The sequence below is a fragment of the Pseudogemmobacter lacusdianii genome, assembly GCF_030848395.1.
Lineage (GTDB): Bacteria > Pseudomonadota > Alphaproteobacteria > Rhodobacterales > Rhodobacteraceae > Pseudogemmobacter > Pseudogemmobacter lacusdianii.
Genome location: NZ_JAVDBT010000010.1, coordinates 36,916 through 57,474, shown reverse-complemented (window position 1 = coordinate 57,474; position 20,559 = coordinate 36,916). Strand labels below are relative to the sequence as shown.

Annotated in this window: 17 protein-coding genes; 11 read left to right on the top strand and 6 right to left on the bottom strand. The window is 61.9% G+C overall.

Translation table 11 applies throughout. The annotated features are described in order from the left end of the window. Nucleotides 1-48: 48 nt before the first annotated feature. From Q9295_RS11495 to Q9295_RS11470, 6 genes are all read left to right on the top strand, one after another. On the top strand, nucleotides 49-1,623 hold the full coding sequence (locus Q9295_RS11495) for a Re/Si-specific NAD(P)(+) transhydrogenase subunit alpha (protein WP_306680718.1): 1,575 nt from the start codon (nucleotides 49-51) through the stop codon (nucleotides 1,621-1,623). Nucleotides 1,624-1,636: 13 nt separating this feature from the next. After that, complete coding sequence (locus Q9295_RS11490) at nucleotides 1,637-3,166, top strand: NAD(P)(+) transhydrogenase (Re/Si-specific) subunit beta (protein ID WP_306680717.1); 1,530 nt, start codon at nucleotides 1,637-1,639, stop codon at nucleotides 3,164-3,166. Between the two features lie 167 nt (nucleotides 3,167-3,333). Next, the gene (locus tag Q9295_RS11485; protein WP_306680716.1) at nucleotides 3,334-4,614 is read left to right on the top strand and encodes a DUF3422 family protein; all 1,281 of its coding nucleotides are present in this window, start codon (nucleotides 3,334-3,336) and stop codon (nucleotides 4,612-4,614) included. A 217-nt stretch (nucleotides 4,615-4,831) separates the two neighbouring features. Then, nucleotides 4,832-5,995: an acetylornithine deacetylase gene (gene argE, locus Q9295_RS11480; protein ID WP_306680715.1), complete on the top strand. Its 1,164-nt coding sequence runs from the start codon at nucleotides 4,832-4,834 to the stop codon at nucleotides 5,993-5,995. Continuing rightward, on the top strand, nucleotides 5,992-7,341 hold the full coding sequence (locus Q9295_RS11475) for an NAD(P)/FAD-dependent oxidoreductase (RefSeq protein WP_306680714.1): 1,350 nt from the start codon (nucleotides 5,992-5,994) through the stop codon (nucleotides 7,339-7,341). Before argE ends, Q9295_RS11475 begins: the two co-directional genes overlap by 4 nt. Before the next feature lie 95 nt (nucleotides 7,342-7,436). After that, complete coding sequence (locus Q9295_RS11470; protein WP_306680713.1) at nucleotides 7,437-8,603, top strand: M20 aminoacylase family protein; 1,167 nt, start codon at nucleotides 7,437-7,439, stop codon at nucleotides 8,601-8,603. A 25-nt stretch (nucleotides 8,604-8,628) separates the two neighbouring features. On the opposite strand, the gene Q9295_RS11465 is transcribed toward Q9295_RS11470, so the two are convergent. Genes Q9295_RS11465 through Q9295_RS11450 form a run of 4 tightly spaced genes read right to left on the bottom strand, consistent with a single transcriptional unit; the run spans nucleotide 8,629 to nucleotide 13,245 of the window. After that, entirely contained in the window at nucleotides 8,629-9,546 is a 918-nt protein-coding gene (locus tag Q9295_RS11465) for an ABC transporter permease (RefSeq protein ID WP_306680712.1), read from the bottom strand. Beyond that, nucleotides 9,546-10,613: an ABC transporter permease gene (locus tag Q9295_RS11460; RefSeq protein WP_306680711.1), complete on the bottom strand. Its 1,068-nt coding sequence runs from the start codon at nucleotides 10,611-10,613 to the stop codon at nucleotides 9,546-9,548. The genes Q9295_RS11465 and Q9295_RS11460 overlap by 1 nt, the downstream gene beginning before the upstream one ends. Further along, nucleotides 10,613-12,163 carry an ABC transporter ATP-binding protein gene (locus Q9295_RS11455; RefSeq protein ID WP_306680710.1) on the bottom strand — a complete coding sequence of 517 codons (1,551 nt, stop codon included), beginning with the start codon at nucleotides 12,161-12,163 and terminating at the stop codon, nucleotides 10,613-10,615. The genes Q9295_RS11460 and Q9295_RS11455 overlap by 1 nt, the downstream gene beginning before the upstream one ends. Continuing rightward, complete coding sequence (locus tag Q9295_RS11450; RefSeq protein WP_306680709.1) at nucleotides 12,163-13,245, bottom strand: BMP family ABC transporter substrate-binding protein; 1,083 nt, start codon at nucleotides 13,243-13,245, stop codon at nucleotides 12,163-12,165. Before Q9295_RS11450 ends, Q9295_RS11455 begins: the two co-directional genes overlap by 1 nt. 610 nt (nucleotides 13,246-13,855) lie before the next feature. Here Q9295_RS11450 and Q9295_RS11445 point away from each other — a divergent pair. Genes Q9295_RS11445 through guaD form a run of 4 tightly spaced genes read left to right on the top strand, consistent with a single transcriptional unit; the run spans nucleotide 13,856 to nucleotide 18,464 of the window. Then, the gene (locus tag Q9295_RS11445) at nucleotides 13,856-14,707 is read left to right on the top strand and encodes an aromatic ring-hydroxylating oxygenase subunit alpha (protein ID WP_306680708.1); all 852 of its coding nucleotides are present in this window, start codon (nucleotides 13,856-13,858) and stop codon (nucleotides 14,705-14,707) included. Nucleotides 14,708-14,725: 18 nt separating this feature from the next. Beyond that, complete coding sequence (locus tag Q9295_RS11440) at nucleotides 14,726-16,441, top strand: Rieske 2Fe-2S domain-containing protein (RefSeq protein WP_306680707.1); 1,716 nt, start codon at nucleotides 14,726-14,728, stop codon at nucleotides 16,439-16,441. Then, a complete protein-coding gene (locus tag Q9295_RS11435; protein ID WP_306680706.1) occupies nucleotides 16,442-17,086 on the top strand; it encodes a glutathione S-transferase family protein in 645 nt (214 codons plus the stop codon). A 19-nt stretch (nucleotides 17,087-17,105) separates the two neighbouring features. Further along, complete coding sequence (gene guaD, locus Q9295_RS11430) at nucleotides 17,106-18,464, top strand: guanine deaminase (protein ID WP_306680705.1); 1,359 nt, start codon at nucleotides 17,106-17,108, stop codon at nucleotides 18,462-18,464. 301 nt (nucleotides 18,465-18,765) lie between these two features. On the opposite strand, the gene Q9295_RS11425 is transcribed toward guaD, so the two are convergent. Beyond that, on the bottom strand, nucleotides 18,766-19,344 hold the full coding sequence (locus Q9295_RS11425) for a hypothetical protein (RefSeq protein WP_306680704.1): 579 nt from the start codon (nucleotides 19,342-19,344) through the stop codon (nucleotides 18,766-18,768). A gap of 61 nt (nucleotides 19,345-19,405) precedes the next feature. Then, nucleotides 19,406-20,020 carry a hypothetical protein gene (locus tag Q9295_RS11420; protein WP_306680703.1) on the bottom strand — a complete coding sequence of 205 codons (615 nt, stop codon included), beginning with the start codon at nucleotides 20,018-20,020 and terminating at the stop codon, nucleotides 19,406-19,408. A 239-nt stretch (nucleotides 20,021-20,259) separates the two neighbouring features. On the opposite strand from Q9295_RS11420, the gene Q9295_RS11415 reads away from it, so the two are divergent. Further along, the gene (locus Q9295_RS11415) at nucleotides 20,260-20,553 is read left to right on the top strand and encodes a hypothetical protein (RefSeq protein WP_306680702.1); all 294 of its coding nucleotides are present in this window, start codon (nucleotides 20,260-20,262) and stop codon (nucleotides 20,551-20,553) included. Nucleotides 20,554-20,559 lie beyond the last annotated feature (6 nt).

Genomic DNA, 20,559 nt, shown 5'->3' with positions numbered 1-20,559 from the left:
AGGAACGGCATGGGATGCGGTTTTACCGCCATATGAGGGGGCAGATCATTGAAGATCGGCGCATTGGCTGAGATTTTTGAGGGCGAGAACCGGGTGGCGATGACCCCCGATTCGGCGCTGCAATTGCAAAAACTGGGGCACGAATGCGTGCTGCAATCTGGCGCGGGTCAGCGGGCGGGTTTCACCGATGCCGCCTATAGCGCCGCCGGTGTTACGGTTCTGCCGACCGCCGCCGCGGTGGTTGAGGCTGCCGATGTGCTGGTGAAGGTGCGCGGCCCCGAAGCCTCGGAGGCGGCACAGCTGCGCCAAGGTCAGACGCTGATTTCCTTCTTCTGGCCCGCCCAGAACGAGGCTCTGCTCGCCCAAGTGGCCGAGCGTGGCGCGACGGTTGTTGCGATGGATATGGTGCCGCGGATCAGCCGCGCGCAGAAGATGGACGCTTTGTCCTCGATGGCCAATATCGCCGGCTACCGTGCGGTGATCGAGGCTGGCAATAACTTTGGTCGCTTCTTCACCGGGCAGGTGACGGCGGCGGGCAAAGTGCCTCCGGCCAAGGTTCTGGTCGTCGGCGCAGGCGTGGCGGGTCTTGCCGCCATCGGCACCTCGACCTCGCTGGGTGCCATCACCTATGCGTTCGACGTGCGTCCCGAAGTGGCCGAGCAGATCGAGTCGATGGGCGCGGAATTCGTCTATCTCGACTTTGCTGAGGCTGCCCAAGATGGTGCCGCGACCGGTGGCTATGCCGCCCCGTCGAGCCCCGAATTCCGCGAAGCCCAGCTGAAGAAATTCCGCGAGCTTGCGCCCGAGATCGACATCGTCATCACCACCGCTTTGATCCCCGGCCGCCCGGCACCGAAGCTTTGGACCGAGGATATGGTTGCGCTGATGAAGCGCGGCTCGGTCATCATCGACCTTGCGGCCGAGCGCGGTGGCAACTGTGATTTGACCGTGCCCGATGAAAAGATCGTCACCGATAATGGCGTGACCGTGGTTGGCTACACCGACTTCCCAAGCCGGATGGCGACCCAAGCCTCGACGCTTTATGCCAATAACATCCGTCACATGCTCTTCGACCTCACGCCGAAGAAAGACGGTGTGATCGCGCATAATATGGAAGATGATGTGATCCGCGGTGCGACCGTGGCGCATGAGGGGGCTGTCACCTTCCCGCCGCCGCCGCCGAAGATCCAAGCGATCGCGGCGCAAAAGCCGAAGGAAAAGGCCAAAGAGCTGACGCCCGAGGAAAAGCGCGCGCAGGAAGTCGCTGCCTTCAAGGCGCAGACCCGCAACCAATTCACCTTGCTCGGCGTTTCGGGCGCGGCATTGCTCTTGGTCGGCCTCGTCGCTCCGGCCAGCTTCATGCAGCATTTCATCGTCTTTGTGCTGTCGTGCTTTGTTGGCTTCCAGATCATCTGGAACGTGGCGCATTCGCTGCACACGCCGTTGATGGCGATCACCAATGCGATCTCGTCGATCATCATTCTGGGCGCGCTGATGCAGATCGGCTCCAGCCATTGGTTGGTGATCATTCTGGCGGGGCTTTCGGTTTTCATGGCCGGAATCAATATCTTCGGTGGCTTCATGGTGACGCGTCGTATGCTCGCCATGTTCCAAAAGTCGTAAGGGAGGCCGCAGAATGGCACTTGGATTCACCACTGCCGCCTATGTGGTCTCGGCGGTTCTTTTGATCCTGTCGCTGGGAGGTCTCTCCGGGCAGGAAAGCGCAAAACGCGCGGTTTGGTATGGCATTGTCGGCATGGCTTTGGCCGTGGCGGCAACCCTGATCAGCAAAGATATGAGCCCCGGTTTTGCCGTGGCCGCTTTGGTCCTGATCCTCGTCGGCGGCGCGATCGGCTGGATCGTGGCGCAAAAGGTTCAGATGACCGAGATGCCGCAGCTGGTGGCGGCGATGCACTCGCTGGTCGGTTTGGTTGCGGTCTTCGTGGGCTTCAACACCCATATCGAGCTGGCCGGTCTGGCCGAACTCGCAGGCCTTGCGCAAAATCCCGAAGCTTTGATGGCGCTGATGGATGAGGCGATGGCCTCGGGCGATATGGCGGCGCTGATGGCGCTGGAAGCCAAGCTGCAAGGCGGCGACCTTTCGGCCTTTGCCCAAAAGCTGATGCTGAAAGACGCGACTGAGATTGCCATCCTGCGGGTGGAAACCTTCCTTGGCGTCTTCATCGGTGCGATCACCTTCACCGGCTCGGTCATTGCTTTCGGCAAGCTGGCTGGCAAAGTGGACGGCAAGGCGAAAAAGCTGCCGGGCGGCCATATGCTGAACGCCGGTGCCGCGATCATCTCCTTGATCATGCTGGTGGTTTATCTGCAAACCGGTTCGGTCTTGGCGCTGATCGTGATGACGATTGCGGCCTTGTTCATCGGCTATCACCTCATCATGGGCATCGGCGGCGCCGATATGCCGGTGGTGGTCTCGATGCTGAACAGCTACTCGGGCTGGGCGGCAGCGGCGATCGGCTTCAGCCTTGGCAATGACCTGCTGATCGTGGTCGGCGCCTTGGTCGGCTCTTCGGGCGCGATCCTGAGCTACATCATGTGTAAGGCGATGAACCGTTCGTTCATCAGCGTTATCCTTGGCGGTTTCGGCGGCACCGCTGGTCCGCAAATGGAAGTGACTGGCGAGCAAATCGCGATCGATGCCGAAGGCGTGGCTGCGGCGTTGAACGATGCTGACAGCATCATCATCATCCCGGGCTACGGTATGGCGGTGGCACAAGCCCAGCAAACCGTCTCCGAACTGACCCGCAAGCTGCGCGCCAAGGGCAAGAACGTCCGCTTCGCCATTCACCCGGTGGCGGGCCGTCTGCCGGGCCATATGAACGTGCTGCTGGCTGAGGCGAAGGTTCCCTATGACATCGTTCTGGAAATGGACGAGATCAACGATGATTTCCCCGAGACCGATGTGGCCATCGTGATCGGCTCGAATGACATCGTGAATCCGGCCGCCCAAGAAGACCCGAACTCGCCGATCGCTGGCATGCCGGTTCTGGAGTGCTGGAAGGCGAAACAGGTGTTCGTCTCGAAGCGCGGGCAGGGCACCGGCTATTCCGGCATCGAGAACCCGTTGTTCTACAAAGACAACACCCGGATGTTCTACGGTGATGCGAAAAAATCGCTCGACGCCCTTCTGCCGATGATCGACTGATCGGCGCGTCACAGACCCTTAAAGGCCCCGGCATCCCCGGGGCCTTTTGCATGGGCAATTGCATTCTGGCCACAGATTGGTTGCATACCCCGGTATTCCGCGATTTTTCTGGTTGCTTGGCGCGGGCTTGGCGCAACTGGCGGCACGTTGATCTTGGAAGTCCTGCCATGCCGCCTTTCGACCACCCTTTGCGCTATGCCACCGTGAACGAGCTGCACGCTCGGCCGTTTCCCTCGGTCGATCTGCCCTGCACGGCGGTGTTTCTGGCGATCAAAGAACCGACCAATGCTGCCAATCGCGACCGCGAGGCCGATCTGGCGCATCTGACCGAATTGACCCGCCGCCACGGCGCACCGCGGCCCGAGCCGCAGGCCACGCATTACTCGGGCCATCTCGGCCGCGCCGGGTTGAAATGGGAAAGCCACACCGAATTCGTGACCTATACCGCCTTCAGCCCCGGCCTCTCGGCCCGGCCTTTTGATCCGGTCGAGGCCACGATTTTCCCTGCCGATTGGATCGAGAGGGCGCCGGGCAAAAGGCTGGTCTCGGCGCTGATCCGCATTGCCGAGATGCCGGAAGATCCCGATGATATATTTGCGCTCTGTGAGGATTGGTTCGTGCCCGAAAGCATGATCCTCAGCCAAGTCGTGGATGAGGCGGCGATCATCGCTGGCGATTTCCGCATCGATCCGGCAGGCCATATGCGCTTTGCGATCTTCATTCGCCCCGGCACCTCGCCGCGCCGGATTGGCCGCATTGTCCAACGGATCTGCGAGATTGAGACCTATCGCGCGGTCTCGATGCTGGGGCTTATGCGGGCGCGGCATTTGAATGATCGGCTGAACGCGCTCGACCCGCAGATGGAGGCCTTGGTTGCAGGCTTGGAAAGCGACGGGCGGCCCTCGGAAGCGGTGCTTCAGGATCTTTTGACAATCTCGGCCGAGTTGGAGGGGCTGGCGGTGCGGTTCTCCTTCCGCTTTGGCGCCACGGCGGCCTATGAGGCGATTTTGAACCAACGCGTGCAGGTGCTGCGCGAGACGCGGATCAACGGCAGGCAGACGATCTCCGAGTTTATGATGCGGCGCTATGATCCGGCGATGCGCACGGTGAAATCGGCCGAAAAGCGGTTGCGTGAAATGTCGGAACGCGCAGCCCGCGCGGCCGAACTTTTTCGCACCAGGGTGGATGTGGAGCGCTCAGGCCAGAACCAGCGGCTCTTGGAAAGCATGGATCATCGCGCCGATCAGGCCTTGCGGCTGCAACATACCGTCGAGGGCCTCTCGGTGGTCGCGATCAGCTATTACGCGGTGAGCCTTGCCTCTTATCTCGGGCAGCCTTTCGGCAAGGCGGTGGGCCTTAGTAAAGAGAGCCTGACGGCGGTGCTTGTGCTGCCGGTGATTGGCGCGGTTTGGCTTTTGATCCGCCGCATTCGCCGCAAGATCCACTGATGGCGCTGGGGTGGGGAAGGGGCTCGGCCCCCGTCCTTCGGACCGCACCGGGATATTCTTATTCTGAAAAACGGCAAAGGCGGGGGCTCTTTTAGAACTCTAACTATCCCCGCCAGAGGCTCCGACTTTTGGCCTTGGTGTGCGCTATGCCGTGATTGGCTTCGTTGTTGACAGGTCCTTTGCAGATGCAGAGGCTGTGCGGCAAAAGGGGGGCGAGATGGAGATTTTGACACCACGTCAGATCCTTGACGTTTTGGTCGGATTTCCGACGCTGAGCCGGGTGTCCAATCTAGCCCTGATCGACTGGCTTGAAGCCTATCTGGCGGGGCATGGCGTGCAATGCTTCCGGCATTGGAACGAGGATCGCCAAAAGGCCGCCTTGATGGCCCATGCCGGGCCTTGGCAGGAGGGCGGCATTGTCCTTTCGGGGCATTCCGATGTGGTGCCGGTGGATGGGCAGAACTGGGCTTCTGACCCGTGGCAAGTAAGCGAGCGCGACGGGCGGCTTTACGGACGCGGCACTTGCGATATGAAGGGCTTTGTGGCCCTTGCCGCTTGGGCTTTGGTTGAGGCGCAGCGGCGCGGTATCGCGCGGCCTTTGCAACTGGCGCTGTCATATGACGAAGAGATCGGCTGCCTTGGCGCGCCTGCGATGCTGCAGACCATGCGACGAGTGCTGCCCAAGGCGCAGCTCGCCATCATTGGTGAGCCTTCGCGGATGCAGGTCATCACCGGCCATAAATCCGGCACTGGCTTTGATGTCCATGTGAAGGGCTATGAGATCCATTCCGCGTTGATGCCGCAAGGGGTGAGCGCGGTGATGGAGGCGGCGCGGCTGATCGCTTGGGTCAATGCGCAGAATGACCGCTTGGCGGTGACCCCGCCGACGCCCTTGGCCGCGCGGTTTGACCCGCCCTTCACCACCTTGCACATTGGCCAGATTGCAGGCGGGACTGCCGAGAATATCACCGCCGCCGACTGCCATTTCTCGGTCGAAATGCGGGTGATCCCAGGAGAAGACCCCAGCGCATGGGAAGCCGCTTTTGCTGCTGAGGCGCAGCTTTTGCACGCCGCTTTGGTCGCCCGCCGACCTGAAGCAGGCGTGTATCTGACCCGCTTCACCGCCGTGCCGCCACTGGTGCCCGAGCCTTCCAGCGCCCATTCGGCCGAGGCTTTGGCCTGCCAACTGACCGGGCACAACAGCTCGGGCGTGGTCTCTTATTTGACCGAGGCCGGCCAGTTTCAGGCCGAAGGATATTCGGCCGTGGTCTGCGGCCCCGGGGATATCGCCCAAGCGCATCAGCCTGACGAGTATATTGAGTTGGCCCAGTTCGAGGCCGGATATCATTTCATGCAACGCCTTTTGGATCACCTGCAATGACCCCAGTTTTTCCCTTCACCGAAAGCCGCCCCGTCCGCTTTTCGGGCGCTTTGCCCGCACGCGTCGATGTCACCGTGATCGGTGGCGGCATCGCGGGCGTGATGACCGCTTGGTTTTTACGCCAAAAGGGCCTCAGCGTGCTTTTGTGCGAAAAAGGGCGCATCGCGGCTGAGCAATCAAGCCGAAATTGGGGCTGGATCCGCCAGCAGGGCAGAGATCCGGGTGAGCTGCCGATCATGATCGAGAGCCTCGCGATCTGGAAAAGCCTTGCCGCCGAATTGGGAGAGGCTTTGGGCTTTCAGCAGACCGGGGTGATGTATCTGGGCGATACGGCCAAAGATATGGACTCGTTTGAAGCATGGATGGAGCATGCGCGGGCGCATCAGCTTGACAGTCGTATGATGACGGCGGCTGAGGTGTCGGGCATGCTGAAAGACTCGGCAAAGCCTTGGAAGGGCGCTATTTTTACTGCATCAGATTGCCGGGCAGAGCCTTGGGTCGCAGTGCCGCTTTTGGCGGCGGCGGCGGAAGAGCGCGGCGTGATCTTGCGCGAAAATTGCGCAGTGCGCGCTTTGGATTTGGCGGCGGGCCGGGTGGCCGGGGTGGTGACCGAGCGAGGACGTGTGGCTTGCGATCAGGTCGTCGTCGCTGCGGGCGCTTGGTCGCGGCTTTTCTTGGGGCGCGAGGGGGTGAAGATCCCGCAACTTTCGGTGCTGTCTTCGGTCTGCGCCACCACGCCGATGCCCGAGATCTATCCCGGTGCCGCGGCGGATGGCCAGATCGCCTTCCGCCGCCGCGCCGACGGGGGCTATACCTTGGCCCCCGGAGGCTCGGAGCATGATTTCTTCATCGGCCCCGATGCTTTCGCCTCGATGTTCAAGTTCCTGCCGGTGCTGAAGAACGACTTTCGCGCCACGACCTTCCGCATGGCGGCGCCGCAAGGCTATCCGGATGCTTGGAGCACCAAGCGGCGTTGGAAAGCGGATGAGGTCTCGCCCTTTGAGACCTGCCGCATCCTGAACCCCAAACCCAGCCAGAAGGCGCTGGACCGCTTGCTGACGGGCTTTGCGGCGGCGTTTCCGGGGCTTGGGCGACCCAAACTGCAGGCCTCATGGGCGGGGATGATCGACACCATGCCTGATGTCGTACCGGTTCTTGACCATGCGCCGATCCCCGGGCTGACCATCGCCACGGGACTCAGCGGACATGGCTTTGGCATTGGGCCGGGGATTGGCCGGGTGGTGGCGGATCTGGTCACGGGCGGTCCTGTGGGGCATGATCTTAGCCGGTTCCGGTTCTCGCGCTTCAACGATGGCTCAAAGATCGCGCCGGGGCCCAGCCTTTAAGGCGCCGCGACGGCACAACGGTGGACCACGCCGCGAAAGGGGCCTTGCCAGCCCGGCGCGGCGGGTCCAATTTGCGCGCAGAAGGGGAGCCTTATATGCCCGTGAAGAACCGTTTTGCCGAAATGTTGCCCGAGATCACCGCTTGGCGGCATGATTTCCACCAACACCCCGAACTTCTCTATGAGGTGCATCGCACCGCCGCCCGTGTGGCCGAGCTTTGCCGCAGCTTTGGCTGTGACGAGGTGGTCGAGGGTGTTGGGGTCTCTGGTGTTGTGGTTGTTATCAAAGGAAAATCCACGTGTAGCGGCCGCACCATCGGCCTGCGTGCCGATATGGATGCGCTGCCGATCACCGAGATCACCGGGGCGCCCTATGCCTCGAAGGTGCCGGGCAGGATGCATGCCTGTGGCCATGATGGCCATACCGCTATGCTGTTAGGGGCCGCCAAATACTTGGCCGAGACGCGGAACTTTGATGGCACCGTGGTCTGCATCTTCCAACCCGCCGAAGAGGGCGGCGCCGGTGGGCGCAAGATGGTGGAAGACGGACTGCTGACCCGTTGGAAGATCGATGAGGTTTACGGGCTGCACAATGTTCCCGGTCTGCCGGTCGGCAGCTTTGCCATCCGTCCGGGCGCGATGATGGCGGCGGCGGATGAGTTTGTCGTTGAGATCATTGGCAAAGGCGGTCATGCCGCGAAACCGCAAAATTGCATCGATCCGGTGGTGATCTCGGCCCATGTTATTTTGGCGGCGCAAAGCATTGCCAGCCGCAGCACCGATCCTTTGGATCATGTGGTGGTCTCGATCTGCACCATCGGCAGCGACAGCAATGCCCATAACGTGATCCCCGGGAAGGTGCAGATGCGCGGCACGGTGCGGACGCTTGATCCGCAAACCCGCGAATTTGCGTTGGAAAAACTTCGCCAGCTGATCGAGGGAACCGCGCGCACGCATGGGGCTGAGGCGCTTCTCACCGTGAACCGGGGCTATCCGGTGACGATCAACCACGCCGCCAACGCCGGTTTCGCCGGTGAGGTCGCGCGTCAGGTCTCGGGCCGAGAGGTGGAGGTGAACCAGCCGATGATGGCGGCCGAGGATTTCAGCTATATGCTGAATGAACGTCCCGGCGCCTATATCTTCCTTGGCAATGGCGACACCGCAATGCTGCATCACGCGGCTTATGATTTTGATGATGCGGCCTTGCCCTTCGGGTGCAGCTGGTATGCCGGTTTGGCCGAAGCGCGCCTTCCCGCCGCTTGACGAAAAGGCGCGTGATTAAAAGCGCTTACGCGCCCGGCCGGTAAGGCCGGGCCAGCGAGGCGGGCACATCCAGCCGCCGCTTGCGGCCCTGCGAGATCGCCACCAGAACGATGATCGTCGCCAGATAGGGCAGGGCCGAGAGCGCCTCGGACGGCAGCGGCAGGCCCAAGATTTGGCCATGCAGTTGCAGAATGGTGAAGCCGCCAAAGAGCACTGCCCCGGCCAGTGCGCGCCAGGGCCTCCAAGCTGCAAAGACCACCAGCGAGAGCGCGATCCAGCCGCGACCGGCGGTCATATTCTCAACCCAGATGCCAACGTAAGCGACCGAGAGATAGGCGCCGGCAAGACCTGCCATAGCGCCTCCGAAAAGGATCGCGGCAAGGCGGATTTTCAGCACCGGATAGCCGATGGCATGGGCGTTCTCGGGCGACTCGCCCACCATGCGCAAGATCAGCCCGGATTTGGTGCGGGTCAGGAACCACCAGACGGCAGGCACAGTGGCCAAGGTCAGGTAAACCATTGGATCAAAGCTGAAAAGCAGCGGTCCGATCAGCGGCAGATCGCTGAGGCCCCCCAGATCGAGCGCCTTCAGAGTGGCCACCGGCTGGCTGCCAAAGCCCATACCGATCATCGCTGAAAGCCCGGTGCCAAAGATCGCCAAGGCAAGCCCGCTTGCCGATTGATTGGCCATGAAAAGAAGCGCAAGCGCCGCAAAAAGCGCCGAGGACAGAAGCCCCGCCAGCGCGCCTCCGACGAAAGCTGCAGGCAGGCCCCAACCGCTGATCGCGAGCCAAAAGGCCACAGCAGCGCCGATCAGCATCATCCCCTCGATCCCAAGGTTCAGAACACCGGATTTCTCGACCACCACCTCGCCCAGAGCCGCCAGCAAAAGCGGTGTGGCGGCCGTCATCGTGCCCGCGAAGATCGCAATCCAAAGCTCCATCAGACGGGCCCTCCGCTGCGGATAATGCGCCAAGAGGTGAAGAACTCGCTGGCCAAAAGGAAGAAAAGGAGCAGGCCTTGGAAGACGCGGGTGATATGGGCCGGGATGCCGTAAGAGACCTGCACCGCCTCACCGCCGACATAGGTGAGCGCGAGGAAGAGGCCACCCAAGAGGATGCCAACAGGGTGGAGGCGGCCGATGAAGGCCACGATGATCGCGGTGAAGCCATAGCCGGGGGAGATGACGGCGGAGATTTGGCCAAGTGGGCCTGCCACCTCATAAAATCCGGCAATACCGGCGGCAGCGCCCCCGGTCAGAAGTCCGGTCCAAATCGCCGATTTTTCGGAAAATCCAACATAACCCGCCGCACGTGGGGCGGCACCGCCGACGGCCAGACGGTATCCGGCAAAGGATTTGGCGATGAAGATCCACAGAAGGCCCACGGCCAAAAGCGCGAAGAAGACCGAGGCGGTGACGCGGAAACGCGGGTCGAGCGGGGTGAGCATGCCGTCCGCTGGCATCAGCGCGGTTTGCGGGAAGTTGAAGCCCATCGGGTCGCGCCAAGGCCCGCGCACCAGCCAAGACAGGATGAATCCGGCGATATAGGTCAGCATCAAGGTCACAAGGATCTCATTGGTGCTGAAGCGCGCGCGCAGAAGGGCGGCGATGCCAGCCCATGCCATGCCGGCCAGCATGGCAGCCAAGAACATCAAGGGAAGCAAGAGCATACCCAGTCCGGCGGGGGCGAAAAGGCCGACTCCGGCAGCGCCGATTGCGCCCATGATTAGCTGGCCTTCGGCGCCGATGTTCCAGATATTGGCGCGGAAACCGACCGCCAAGCCGCAGGCGATGATGATCAGCGGGACGGCTTTAACCAAAAGTTCACTGATGCCGTAGAGAGTGGTCACCGGCCCGATAAAAAAGGCGTAAAGCGTGGTCAGCGGTTCAAAGCCCAAGGCCCAAAACAGGCTGGCGCCGAAGAGCAGCGTCAGGACAACGGCGGTGACCGGAGCCAGCAGCCGGGTCATGGTCGTCACATTGCGGCGCGGTTCAATGCGCAAAGCCATCACGGCGCCTCCTTGGTGGCAAGGGGATCACCTCTGCCGGTCATATAGCTGCCAAGCAGCGCCTTTGTGGATTCGGCTCTTGGAATGGAAGGAGAGAGTTTGCCCTCAGACAGAACGTGAATCCGATCGCAAATCTCGATCAGCTCTTCCAATTCTTCGGAGAAGACCAATACGGCCGCGCCTTTGCGGCTTTGGTCGATGATGCGTTGCCGGATGAAGGCCGATGCGCCCACATCGACGCCCCAAGTCGGCTGCGCCACGATCAAGACTTTCGGGTCCAAGGCCAATTCCCGGCCAAGGATGAACTTTTGCAAATTGCCGCCCGAGAGGCTGGAGGCCAAGGCCGCCGGGCTTTCGGCTTTGACCGAGAAGCCTTGGATGATGGCGGCAGCGCGGGCGCGGGCCTCGGCGTAGCGCACCATGCCGCGACGGATCAGTCCGGCGGTAAAGCCAGTGAGGATGGTGTTCTGCGTCAGCGTATGGCCCGGCACGGCTCCGCGGCCCAGACGCTCTTCGGGCACATAGGCCAGCCCCAGACGGCGGCGGGCATCGGCGCGGGCGGGCATTGGCTGGCCAAGAAGCTGCATCTGCGCGCCAAGATCGGTGGCTTCGCCCGAGAGGCAAGCGGCCAGTTCGGCCTGACCATTGCCAGAAATGCCTGCAATACCAACGATCTCGCCGCCGTAAAGGTCAAGGGAGATGTCGGACAGCGCCCGGCCCTGATCACCCAAGGGGCGGCCGGAAAGGTTGCGGACTATCAGCAAAGGCTCAACGCTCAGCACAGCGGGGGGATGTTCGGTCACGGGCAGATCGCCGCCGATCATCATCACAGCCAGATCATGCGCCGAGGCTTGACGCGGATCAGCGGTGCCGGTGACGCGCCCGCCCCGCAGCACGGTTGCGCTTTGGCAAAGCGCGCGCACTTCGTCCAATTTATGGCTGATATAGATGATGCTGCAACCGCCCTCAGCGATCTTGCGCAGCACGGTGAAAAGTTGCTCAACGGCTTGTGGGGCCAGCACCGAAGTGGGCTCATCCAAAATCAAAAGCCGCGGGTCGCGCATCAAACAGCGCAGGATTTCAACCTGCTGCCGTTCGCCCATCGAAAGGTCTGCAACCATTCGCGACGGGTCGACATTCAGGCCGTAGCGCGCCGCCGTCTCGCCCACGCGGGCAGAGAGCTGGGCAAGCTCCATCCGGCCCGGTAGGCACAAAGCGATATTCTCGGCCACGGTCGCGGTCTCAAACAGCGAGAAATGCTGATAGACCATCTCGATCCCCAAGGCGCGGGCTTGGGCTGGGGAGTTATGGCTCAGGCGCTGACCGTCATAAAGGATCTCGCCACGATCCGGCTGGATCGCACCGTAGATGATCTTCATCAGCGTCGATTTTCCGGCGCCGTTCTCACCCAGAATGGCGTGGATCTCGCCCGGTGCCACCGAAAGCGAGATCGCATCATTGGCGACAACACCCGGGTAGGTCTTGCCGATATCACGCAGCTCAAGCCGGGGCGTCTCCGCCCCGGCTGCTGTTTGGTCCTTGCTGGACATCAGCCCAAGGTACCGATCATGCCTTCGACCAGCCAGTTCATGCTGCGGATGTCACCGTCCGAGAGCACTTCGCCAGCCGCGACTTTGACTGCGCCATCGACATCCTTGATCTCGCCACCATAGGGGTGCAGCGCGCCCGATTTGATCGCTGCGACCGCCTCGTCCATTTTGGCGCGCACGTCTTCGGGGATTCCAGCGTTAAAGGGGGCCAAAGTGACCACGCCTTCATTCAGGCCGCCCCAGTTGCTTTCGGACTTCCAAGTGCCAGCCAGCACCGCTTCAGCGGCTGCGACATATTCCGACGACCAATCCAGCACGATCGAGGTCAGCTGGCTGTCGGGGCCGAAGGAGGTCAGGTCGCTGGCATAGCCTACCGACCACACGCCCGCTTCTTGCGCGACTTGCACGCAAACGCCGGTGTCGGTCATGCCAAGGATTACGTCGGCCCCTTGCGCGATCAGAGCTTGGGCGGCTTCTTTCTCTTTGCCCGGATCGAACCAAGAGTTCATGAAGACGATCGAGCAGGTGATCGCCGGGTTGACCGAGCGGGCGCCCAGAAGGAAGGCATTGCCCGGGCCAACGATATCGGGGATCGGGAAGCCGCCGACGAAGCCCAGTTTGCCGGTCTTCGACATGTGGCCCGCCGCGATGCCGGCGACATACATGCCTTCGTAATATTTGGCCTCGAAGGTGCCAAGGTTGTCGAGATGCACGATGCCCGAGCAATGCTCAAAGGCGGCATCCGGGAAGGCCGGGGCCACTTTTTGCATCGGCTGGCCGAGCGAGAAGCTGGTGCCGAACATCAGCTTATGGCCGCTGGAGGCCAGCTCGCGGAAGACGCGCTCGGCATCTTGCGGCAAGAAGGTGTTGTCGACCACGGTGATCTCAACCTTGTCGCCAAGCGCCGATTTGATCGCCTCGATGCCCAAGGCATGCTGCTTCGACCAGCCGATTTCGGCGGCGGGCGAGGCATTGACCTGACCAATCTTCAGCACGTCTTGCGCCAATGCGGCGCGGGGCAGGGCGAAGGCGCCCGCCATAGCGGCAGTGCCCTGCAGCAACTTTCTCCGAGTGACTTGCATCTTCTGTCTCCTGTCATCCCCGCGATGGGGGCTGTTTATGGTTCAGGTTTAAGCCGTCAAGGCCAAAGCCGTCGAGGCCGCATAGGTTTATAGACGCATCCGGCAGCGGTGCAGCGGCAGCAGTCCCCACAAGGACTTGGCCCGCCTTTGCCTGTCAGATCCGCGGGCGAGGGAATCATACAGATTGGCAATCACACGCAATGGGGTGTCGATACGCAGCGGTGCCGGATGTGCAAGCACCTGCGCAAGGTCAGCTGAGAAACTTTGCGCTCTGCAGTTAAAGTTGCCTAAATTTTCACACCTCCGGTCGCAGCCCGCGACCGATGAGACCAAGTCAAGCGGGGGCAAGCTGTTGGCCTTGATGTCATTTCCCGAGGGGCGCGGTACTGGCATCACCGCCGCCAGACGAGGCCCGCGCGCAGAATAGGCTGCGGCGCAGCCTTGGCCATGAGCGATTGGTCTGCGGCTTAAAATCATGGCGGCTTGGGTTGTTTCACCACCGTAAAGCTACCGGATAGGTCGCGCAGATTGTCAATGCATTCTTTGAGATTGACAGTTTTCGTCCAAGGGAATGCAATGCGCCACCCCACCAGACGCCCGGAGATGCGACATGTCAGAGCAGCCTGATCCCTTCATGCTGAACCAATGGTTTGCCATCTCGGGCCTGACCGATGTGGGGCCGACGGCGAAAAACACTTTGCTTATGGGCGAAAAGCTCAGCTACCGCCGTGCGGGTGATGGGTTTGAGGTGACCACTGCTGACGGTCGAACCCTGCCAGTTTTGGCGCAATATGCCTGCCTCTGGACCTCGCTTGGTCAGCCTGAGTCGGGGCTTTTTGAGATCCCGCAGTATCATGAGACAGATCGCCGCAGTATCGTTGCAGGCTCGATTGGGGTGAATGTCTCGGCGCAACGCGGCGTCGAGAATTTCCTTGATATGGGCCATTTCCCTTTCGTCCATACGGGTATCTTGGGTGAGTTGCCGCATACCGAGGTGAAGGAATATAACGTCCGGCTGACTGAGGATGGCTCGGAGATCATTGCCACCGAATGCATGTTCTATCAGCCGATGGCCTCGACCGTGTCCACCGAAGGCATGGATGTTGAATATATCTACCGAGTGCCGCATCCGACCTGCTCGGTGCTATATAAATCCAGCCCCTTGGACGAAAAGCGCCTTGATGTGATTGCGCTTTTTGTCCAGCCGATCGGGCCGGAAAAGCTGCGTGCGCATATGGTGCTGAGCATCCTTGACGATGTGAATGCCGATGATTTCATCAGCCATTTCCAGCTGCATATCTTCGGGCAGGATAAGCCGATCTTGGAGAACCAGATGCCCAAGCGTCTGCCTTTGGACACCAGAGCCGAGACGCCCATTCGGGCCGACAAAAGCTCGATCATGTATCGCCGTTGGCTCGCCGCGAAGGGCGTGACCTATGGCACGATTCCGGCTGCGGCCTAAGGAAAGTTGACGATTAAGATGACGATCGAACGGGCGAGCGGGGCCAACGGCTGGGTGCCAGTGGCAGCAAGCGAGGATGTGATCCCAAGGCATGTCTTCCAAGGCAAGCTTTTGGGGCAAGAGCTGGCGATCTGGCGGGCCGATGATGGCTACGTCAATATTTGGGAGAACCGCTGTCTGCATCGCGGCGTGCGGCTGTCGATCGGGATCAACACCGGGACTGAGCTGATATGCCAATACCACGGCTGGCGTTATGCCAACCGCAACGCGGGCTGCACCTATATTCCCGCGCACCCGGCCGATGCGCCGCCGCGCACCATTTGCAACCGCACCTATCCGGTGCGAGAGGCTGCAGGGCTGATCTGGACGCATCTCGATGCGGTGGAGCCCGCTTTCCCGGCATTGACCGAGGCACCTTTGGTCCTGCGCGCCATGCCTTTGCGGGCTGTCCCTGCGGCGGTTGAGGCGGCTTTGGCGGCTTGGAGCGTCGAAGGTCTGACCGCTGAGGGCGATCTGCGCTTTGGCGATGGCAGCAGCCAATTGCAGCTTTACGTCCAAGCTGTGGATGCCGGGCAATCGGTGATCCGTGGCGTTCTGACCGGGGCTTTGGCCGGGCAGGGGCTTGTGGTCTTGCGCCGTCTCAACACCGCGCTCACCGCTTTGACCCGCCAGCTTGAGGCCGAGGCTTTGGCCGCGCCCGCACCTGCGCCGATCGCGCCCGTCTATGCCCGCGTCAGCGAAGAACTGGCCGAGATGCCGGGGCTTGAGGCCGATCTCGCCGATGGTCCGGGCAAAATCCGTGTCACTCTCGCAGCCAAGAAGATGGTCGCCAATGGCATCGTCTCGCTGGAGCTCAAACCCTTGCGCGGCGTTTTGCCCACCTTCCAGCCCGGCGCGCATATCGATGTGGCTTTGCCCTCGGGGCTGGTCCGGCAATATTCGCTGGTCAATGCACCGGGTGAGACCGACCGCTATGTCATTGGCGTCAAACGTGAAGCCCAATCCACGGGTGGCTCGGAAGCGATCCATGAGCATCTGCGCGAAGGCGATCTGCTGGCGATCTCAGAGCCGCGCAACAACTTCACTCTGCGCCGCGACGCCGCCCAGACCATCTTCATCGCCGGTGGCATCGGGGTGACACCGCTTCTGGCGATGTCGGCGGCTTTGGCGGGCGATGGACAGGACTTCCAGCTGCATTACTTCGCCGCAGGGCAAGAGCATCTGGCGTTCCAAGACCGCCTTGCGGCTTTGGGTGACAGGCTGACCCCGCATCTTGGACTTGATCCGGCAGCAACGGCGGCGAAGCTTCGCGACATCCTCGCCCAGCCCGGCCCGGCCAAGCAGGTCTATGTCTGCGGCCCCGGCCCGATGCTCGACGCCACGCTGAAGATCGCGGCAGAGGCGGGCTGGCCCGACAATTCGGTGCATTTTGAGTATTTCAAAAACACCCAAACCTTGGATGACAGCCAGGCCTTTGAGATCGCTCTGGCACGCTCGGCCGTGACGCTTCAGGTGCCTGCCGGTAAATCGATCCTGCAAGTGCTGCGCGAGAATGGCATCAAAATGGCCTCGTCTTGCGGGCAGGGCGCTTGCGGCACCTGCAAGGTGCGGGTGCTGGAAGGCACGCCGGACCATCAGGATGTCTATCTCAACGCCTCCGAGAAGGCGTCGAACGCTACGATCATGACCTGCGTTTCGCGGGCCAAAACCGACCGTCTCATTCTGGATCTCTAGATGATCAGGCTTTACGATTACGATCTTTCGGGCAATTGCTACAAGGTGCGGCTGATGCTGGCGATCTTGGGGCTCGACTATGAGCGCAAGAACGTTGAGTTTTTCCCCGGCAAGCGCCACCGTGAGCCTGAATTTCTGGCGGTGAACCCCTTGGGGCAATTGCCGGTTTTGGAAGACGGCGATCTGCGGTTGACGCAATCGCAAGCGATCCTGACCTATCTTGCGCGCGCCTATGATGCCTCGGGCCAGTGGTTCCCGCTGGATACGCCAGCGCGCACCGGGCAATGCCTGCAATGGCTGGGCTTTGCTGACGCTTTGACGGCGACGGCCTCGGCCGCGCGTCTGGCCGATGGCATGGGCTTTGACTTCGACGGCGATGCGGCCCGCGAAGGCGCGCATAAGCTTTTCGCTGTGCTGGATGAGCATCTGTGGTTCCATGAGCGTGAGGGCCATGATTGGCTGGTGCCGGGCGCGGCCCCCACCATCGCCGACATCGCCTGCTTCCCTTACGTGATGCTTTCCGAAGAGGGCGGCATCCCGCGTGAGCCTTTCCCCGCCATCCGCCGCTGGACCGACCGCGTCAAACGGATCCCCGGTTTTGTGGTGATGCCGGGGATTTTCCCGGCCATCTTGGGCAGCCAATAAGCGCCGCAAGGAGCCTGATATGACGCAAACCGCTCTCGTTGTGCTGGGCACAGCGCTGCATACCCCCAGCCGCGATGGGCTGGAGGTGCTGCAAGATTGTGCCTTCGTCGTAGATAGTGCGGGGCGGATTGCCGAGGTGATCCCCCCCGGCGCGCGGCAAGATGAGGTGGTGGCCGAGGCGGAAGCTGCGGGCATTTTGCACCGGATGGCGCCGGAGACTTGGCTCATTCCCGGCCTGGTCGATCTGCACATCCATGCGCCGCAATGGCCTCAACTGGGCTTGGCGCTGGATGAGCCTTTGGAAGTCTGGCTGCAAAAATACACCTTCCCGCTTGAGGTGCGCTATCAAGACAGCGCTTTCGCGACCGAGGTTTATGACGACCTTGTCCGCAGCCTTTTGGCGCAAGGCACCACCACGGCGCTTTACTTCGGCACCGTGCATAAGGCGCCGAACCTGATCTTGGCCGAGGCTTGCCTGCGTCACGGTCAGCGCGCTTTGGTGGGCAAGGTGGCGATGGACGATCCGGCCACTTGCCCCGAGTTCTACCGTGATGCGGATGCCGCCACGGCTTTAGCCGAGACGCGAGATTTCATCACCGAGCTGCGCGCGATGCAAGGCGAGAACCCTTTGGTTTTGCCGGTGATCACGCCGCGCTTCATCCCCAGCTGCACCGATGAACTTCTTGCAGGCTTGGGCAAATTGGCCGCCGAGACCGGCTGCCATGTGCAGACCCATGCCTCGGAAAGCGATTGGGCTAAGGGCTATGTCGAGCAGCGTCTCGGCTGTTCGGATTGTGAGGCCTTGGACGGCTTTGGCCTGATGACCGAGCGCACGGTTCTGGCGCATTGCAACTTTGTCAGCGATCCTGACATGGGGCTGATGGCCGAACGCGGGGTGGCGGTGGCGCATTGCCCGATGTCGAATGCCTATTTCGCCAATGCGATTTTCCCGATGCGCCGGGCTTTGGAGAGGGGCGTTGAGGCGGGGCTTGGCACCGATATCTCGGGCGGGTTCAGCCCTTCGCTTTTGGACGGGATGCGGCATGCTCTGATGAGCTCGCGGCATCTGGGCGCAGGCACCGATCCGGGCCTTTCGCCGGATCAGCGCGGCTCTAACGAGACGCCGCTTTCGGCGGTTGAGGTGTTTTGGCTGGCGACAGCAGGCGGCGGTGAGGCTTTGTCTTTGCCGATCGGCCAGTTGCGCGAAGGGTTCTATTTCGACGCTTTGGTGATCCGCGCCAACCTGCCACGCTCGGGCCTGCGGGTGCGGCCCGAGATCACGCGGCACCAAGAGATCCTCGAGAAGATCGTGCTCACGGCGGATGCGGCGGCCATTGGTGAAGTGTGGGTGCAGGGTCGCAAAGTCTTAGAGCAATGACTGTGCTACAACAGCGATTGTTCGACTTCGCGACCCCGCGGACTCTCTGAGGGGAGGAGAGCCCCAGCCCGGTCTGCCGTCCTTGACGCGGCAGAGGCATAATAGCACAACACAGGCTGCCCCAAATGGTTCCGACCAAAATGCAGGTGCCGTAGGGTCAACTGATCTTGTCTGCGGGATGCATTATACAACGTGAACCCTCACGATCTGTAAGAAAAAGCCGCGCCCTTGTAAAAGCGCGGCTTTCAACATCAGCCAAAGCGACGGCCGGCCATAAGGCCGAACCGCAGGGTTTGCGCGGTTACAGCATCGGGTCGCGCAAGCGGGCTTGCCGCTCGGCCTCGGCTTGATCGTGGCGCCAACCTTCCGCCTCATAGCGGCTGCGCAATTCGCTGAAGTTGGCCGTCGCGACCTGATCAAGTGCGGCTTCGATCTGCGGGCGGTGGGCGTCGGGGAAGCGCACCGTCAAAGCGACACTGCCGCGCCGCATGGCCTCATGAAAGACCGGCGCTTCCTCTTCGCTGACGCCAATATCGGCCAAGGCCCCGATCGCGCCGCCGACCATCGCGCCCCCAACCGCGCCTGCGGCTGTGGCAGCGAGCCATCCGGCTGCGACCAGCGGGCCAATGCCCGGAATGGCAAGCATCCCAAGCCCGGCGAGAAGCCCCGCGCCGCCGCCAGCCACCGCGCCGACCCCGGCGCCCGTTGCAGTGCCCGAAGCGGTTTGCGAGGCATCGAACCGATCCGCACCATAGCGGTCGCGGAGGTTCTCATTGCCCAAAAGTGAGGTCTCCACATCGGAGAGCCCAAGATTGTGGACATGGGCGCGAGCGCGCTCTGCCATATCGAAATCGTCAAAAACCCGAGTGATGATAGCCATTTATATCTCCTTTGCCGACGAGGCGGCAGTTGGGGGATTGGGGATCAGCCGTTCGGGCGGATCATTCGGCGGCGGCGGTGACAACATTGCCTTTGTAATCGACGGCGACCGAGACGGGTTTGCCATCGACCATGCCCGTGCCGCGCCAAATCCCGGCGTCGTCCAACGTCAAAGCCGAGACCCCGGTTACGTTCCAGGCCGTCGCACGTTCTTGCGCTTGGGCTTCAGTGAAGCTGTTGGCGCCTTCAAAAGGAGCGCCTTCCTCGGGCGTCATCTCTGCCCAAGTTTCCGAGGCGCAGACATTGACGAAATCCGCACGGCTGAGGCCCTCGGCCGCAGGCATGGTGCCGTCCACCGCCGCCCGCGCCAAATCACGAGGCGCTTCGGTCGCGCTGACAAAACCGTTGCCATCGGTGTCAAGGCGGGTGAATTCGGCCTCGCAATCAAGGTTTTCTGTGGGGGTATTGGCGACAGCCGGGGCTGGCTCTGTGGTCGTTTCTGCGGGCGCGGGGGTGGCCTCTTGAGCGTGAACCACCGATGGTGCCGCGAGAGCCGCCCAGAGCACCAAGGCAAGGCCGGGTGCTGTGCGCAGGGCGAACCCGCCTGCGGGCAGAAGGGAAGGGATCGCCGCCATCAAAGGGCGGGCTTCGGTTTGTCCAAAACGCGGACGGGCCATGATGAACCTCCTTAAACGACAGTGCAATTTGCGCTGTGACAGAGGGGAAACCTTTAGGCCGGGGCAAAGGTTCCAGCGCGCAGGCGCGCATTGGCGTGATCCCGCCCGCGCGCTTGCCGGTCTTGGGTTATGGGCGTGCTTGGGGCGGCGCATGCGGGCGGCGGCAGATTTCTTGCTTTAGAGGAAAGATTGTTTTACGCCTTTTGGACGCCGCAGGGGCGTGCAGCTTGGGTTCTCATATGACGATCAGCCCGCACCAGCCTTTAGAAGCCGTGGGATCGCCTGCCGCTGATGCGACGCGGCTTGAAGCGGCGAAAGGCGCGGCAGGGCTGGCGCATCCGGACGCTGAAGCGTTGTTGGATGCGGCTGGGCGGATCTTGCTGGACAAGGCGGCGGCAGAGCCGGTGCCAGCGCGTCTGGAAGCTTTGGCGCGCGACTTGGGCGCGGCTTTGGACGCGCGGGCTGCGGAGGATGAAGCCTCAGAACACCACAATCATAGCTCTGATGCGGCAGGCGGCGGGCCTTTGGCCTAACACAGC

What these genes read in the sequence shown, in the direction of transcription:
- Q9295_RS11445 (WP_306680708.1), top strand. Translation starts at nt 13,856, where the DNA reads ATGTCAGAGCAGCCTGATCCCTTCATGCTGAACCAATGGTTTGCCATC.
- Q9295_RS11490 (WP_306680717.1), top strand. Translation starts at nt 1,637, where the DNA reads ATGGCACTTGGATTCACCACTGCCGCCTATGTGGTCTCGGCGGTTCTT.
- Q9295_RS11440 (WP_306680707.1), top strand. Translation starts at nt 14,726, where the DNA reads ATGACGATCGAACGGGCGAGCGGGGCCAACGGCTGGGTGCCAGTGGCA.
- Q9295_RS11450 (WP_306680709.1), bottom strand. Translation starts at nt 13,245, where the DNA reads ATGCAAGTCACTCGGAGAAAGTTGCTGCAGGGCACTGCCGCTATGGCG.
- argE (WP_306680715.1), top strand. Translation starts at nt 4,832, where the DNA reads ATGGAGATTTTGACACCACGTCAGATCCTTGACGTTTTGGTCGGATTT.
- Q9295_RS11460 (WP_306680711.1), bottom strand. Translation starts at nt 10,613, where the DNA reads ATGGCTTTGCGCATTGAACCGCGCCGCAATGTGACGACCATGACCCGG.
- Q9295_RS11475 (WP_306680714.1), top strand. Translation starts at nt 5,992, where the DNA reads ATGACCCCAGTTTTTCCCTTCACCGAAAGCCGCCCCGTCCGCTTTTCG.
- guaD (WP_306680705.1), top strand. Translation starts at nt 17,106, where the DNA reads ATGACGCAAACCGCTCTCGTTGTGCTGGGCACAGCGCTGCATACCCCC.
- Q9295_RS11415 (WP_306680702.1), top strand. Translation starts at nt 20,260, where the DNA reads ATGACGATCAGCCCGCACCAGCCTTTAGAAGCCGTGGGATCGCCTGCC.
- Q9295_RS11485 (WP_306680716.1), top strand. Translation starts at nt 3,334, where the DNA reads ATGCCGCCTTTCGACCACCCTTTGCGCTATGCCACCGTGAACGAGCTG.
- Q9295_RS11455 (WP_306680710.1), bottom strand. Translation starts at nt 12,163, where the DNA reads ATGTCCAGCAAGGACCAAACAGCAGCCGGGGCGGAGACGCCCCGGCTT.
- Q9295_RS11465 (WP_306680712.1), bottom strand. Translation starts at nt 9,546, where the DNA reads ATGGAGCTTTGGATTGCGATCTTCGCGGGCACGATGACGGCCGCCACA.
- Q9295_RS11420 (WP_306680703.1), bottom strand. Translation starts at nt 20,020, where the DNA reads ATGGCCCGTCCGCGTTTTGGACAAACCGAAGCCCGCCCTTTGATGGCG.
- Q9295_RS11425 (WP_306680704.1), bottom strand. Translation starts at nt 19,344, where the DNA reads ATGGCTATCATCACTCGGGTTTTTGACGATTTCGATATGGCAGAGCGC.
- Q9295_RS11435 (WP_306680706.1), top strand. Translation starts at nt 16,442, where the DNA reads ATGATCAGGCTTTACGATTACGATCTTTCGGGCAATTGCTACAAGGTG.
- Q9295_RS11470 (WP_306680713.1), top strand. Translation starts at nt 7,437, where the DNA reads ATGCCCGTGAAGAACCGTTTTGCCGAAATGTTGCCCGAGATCACCGCT.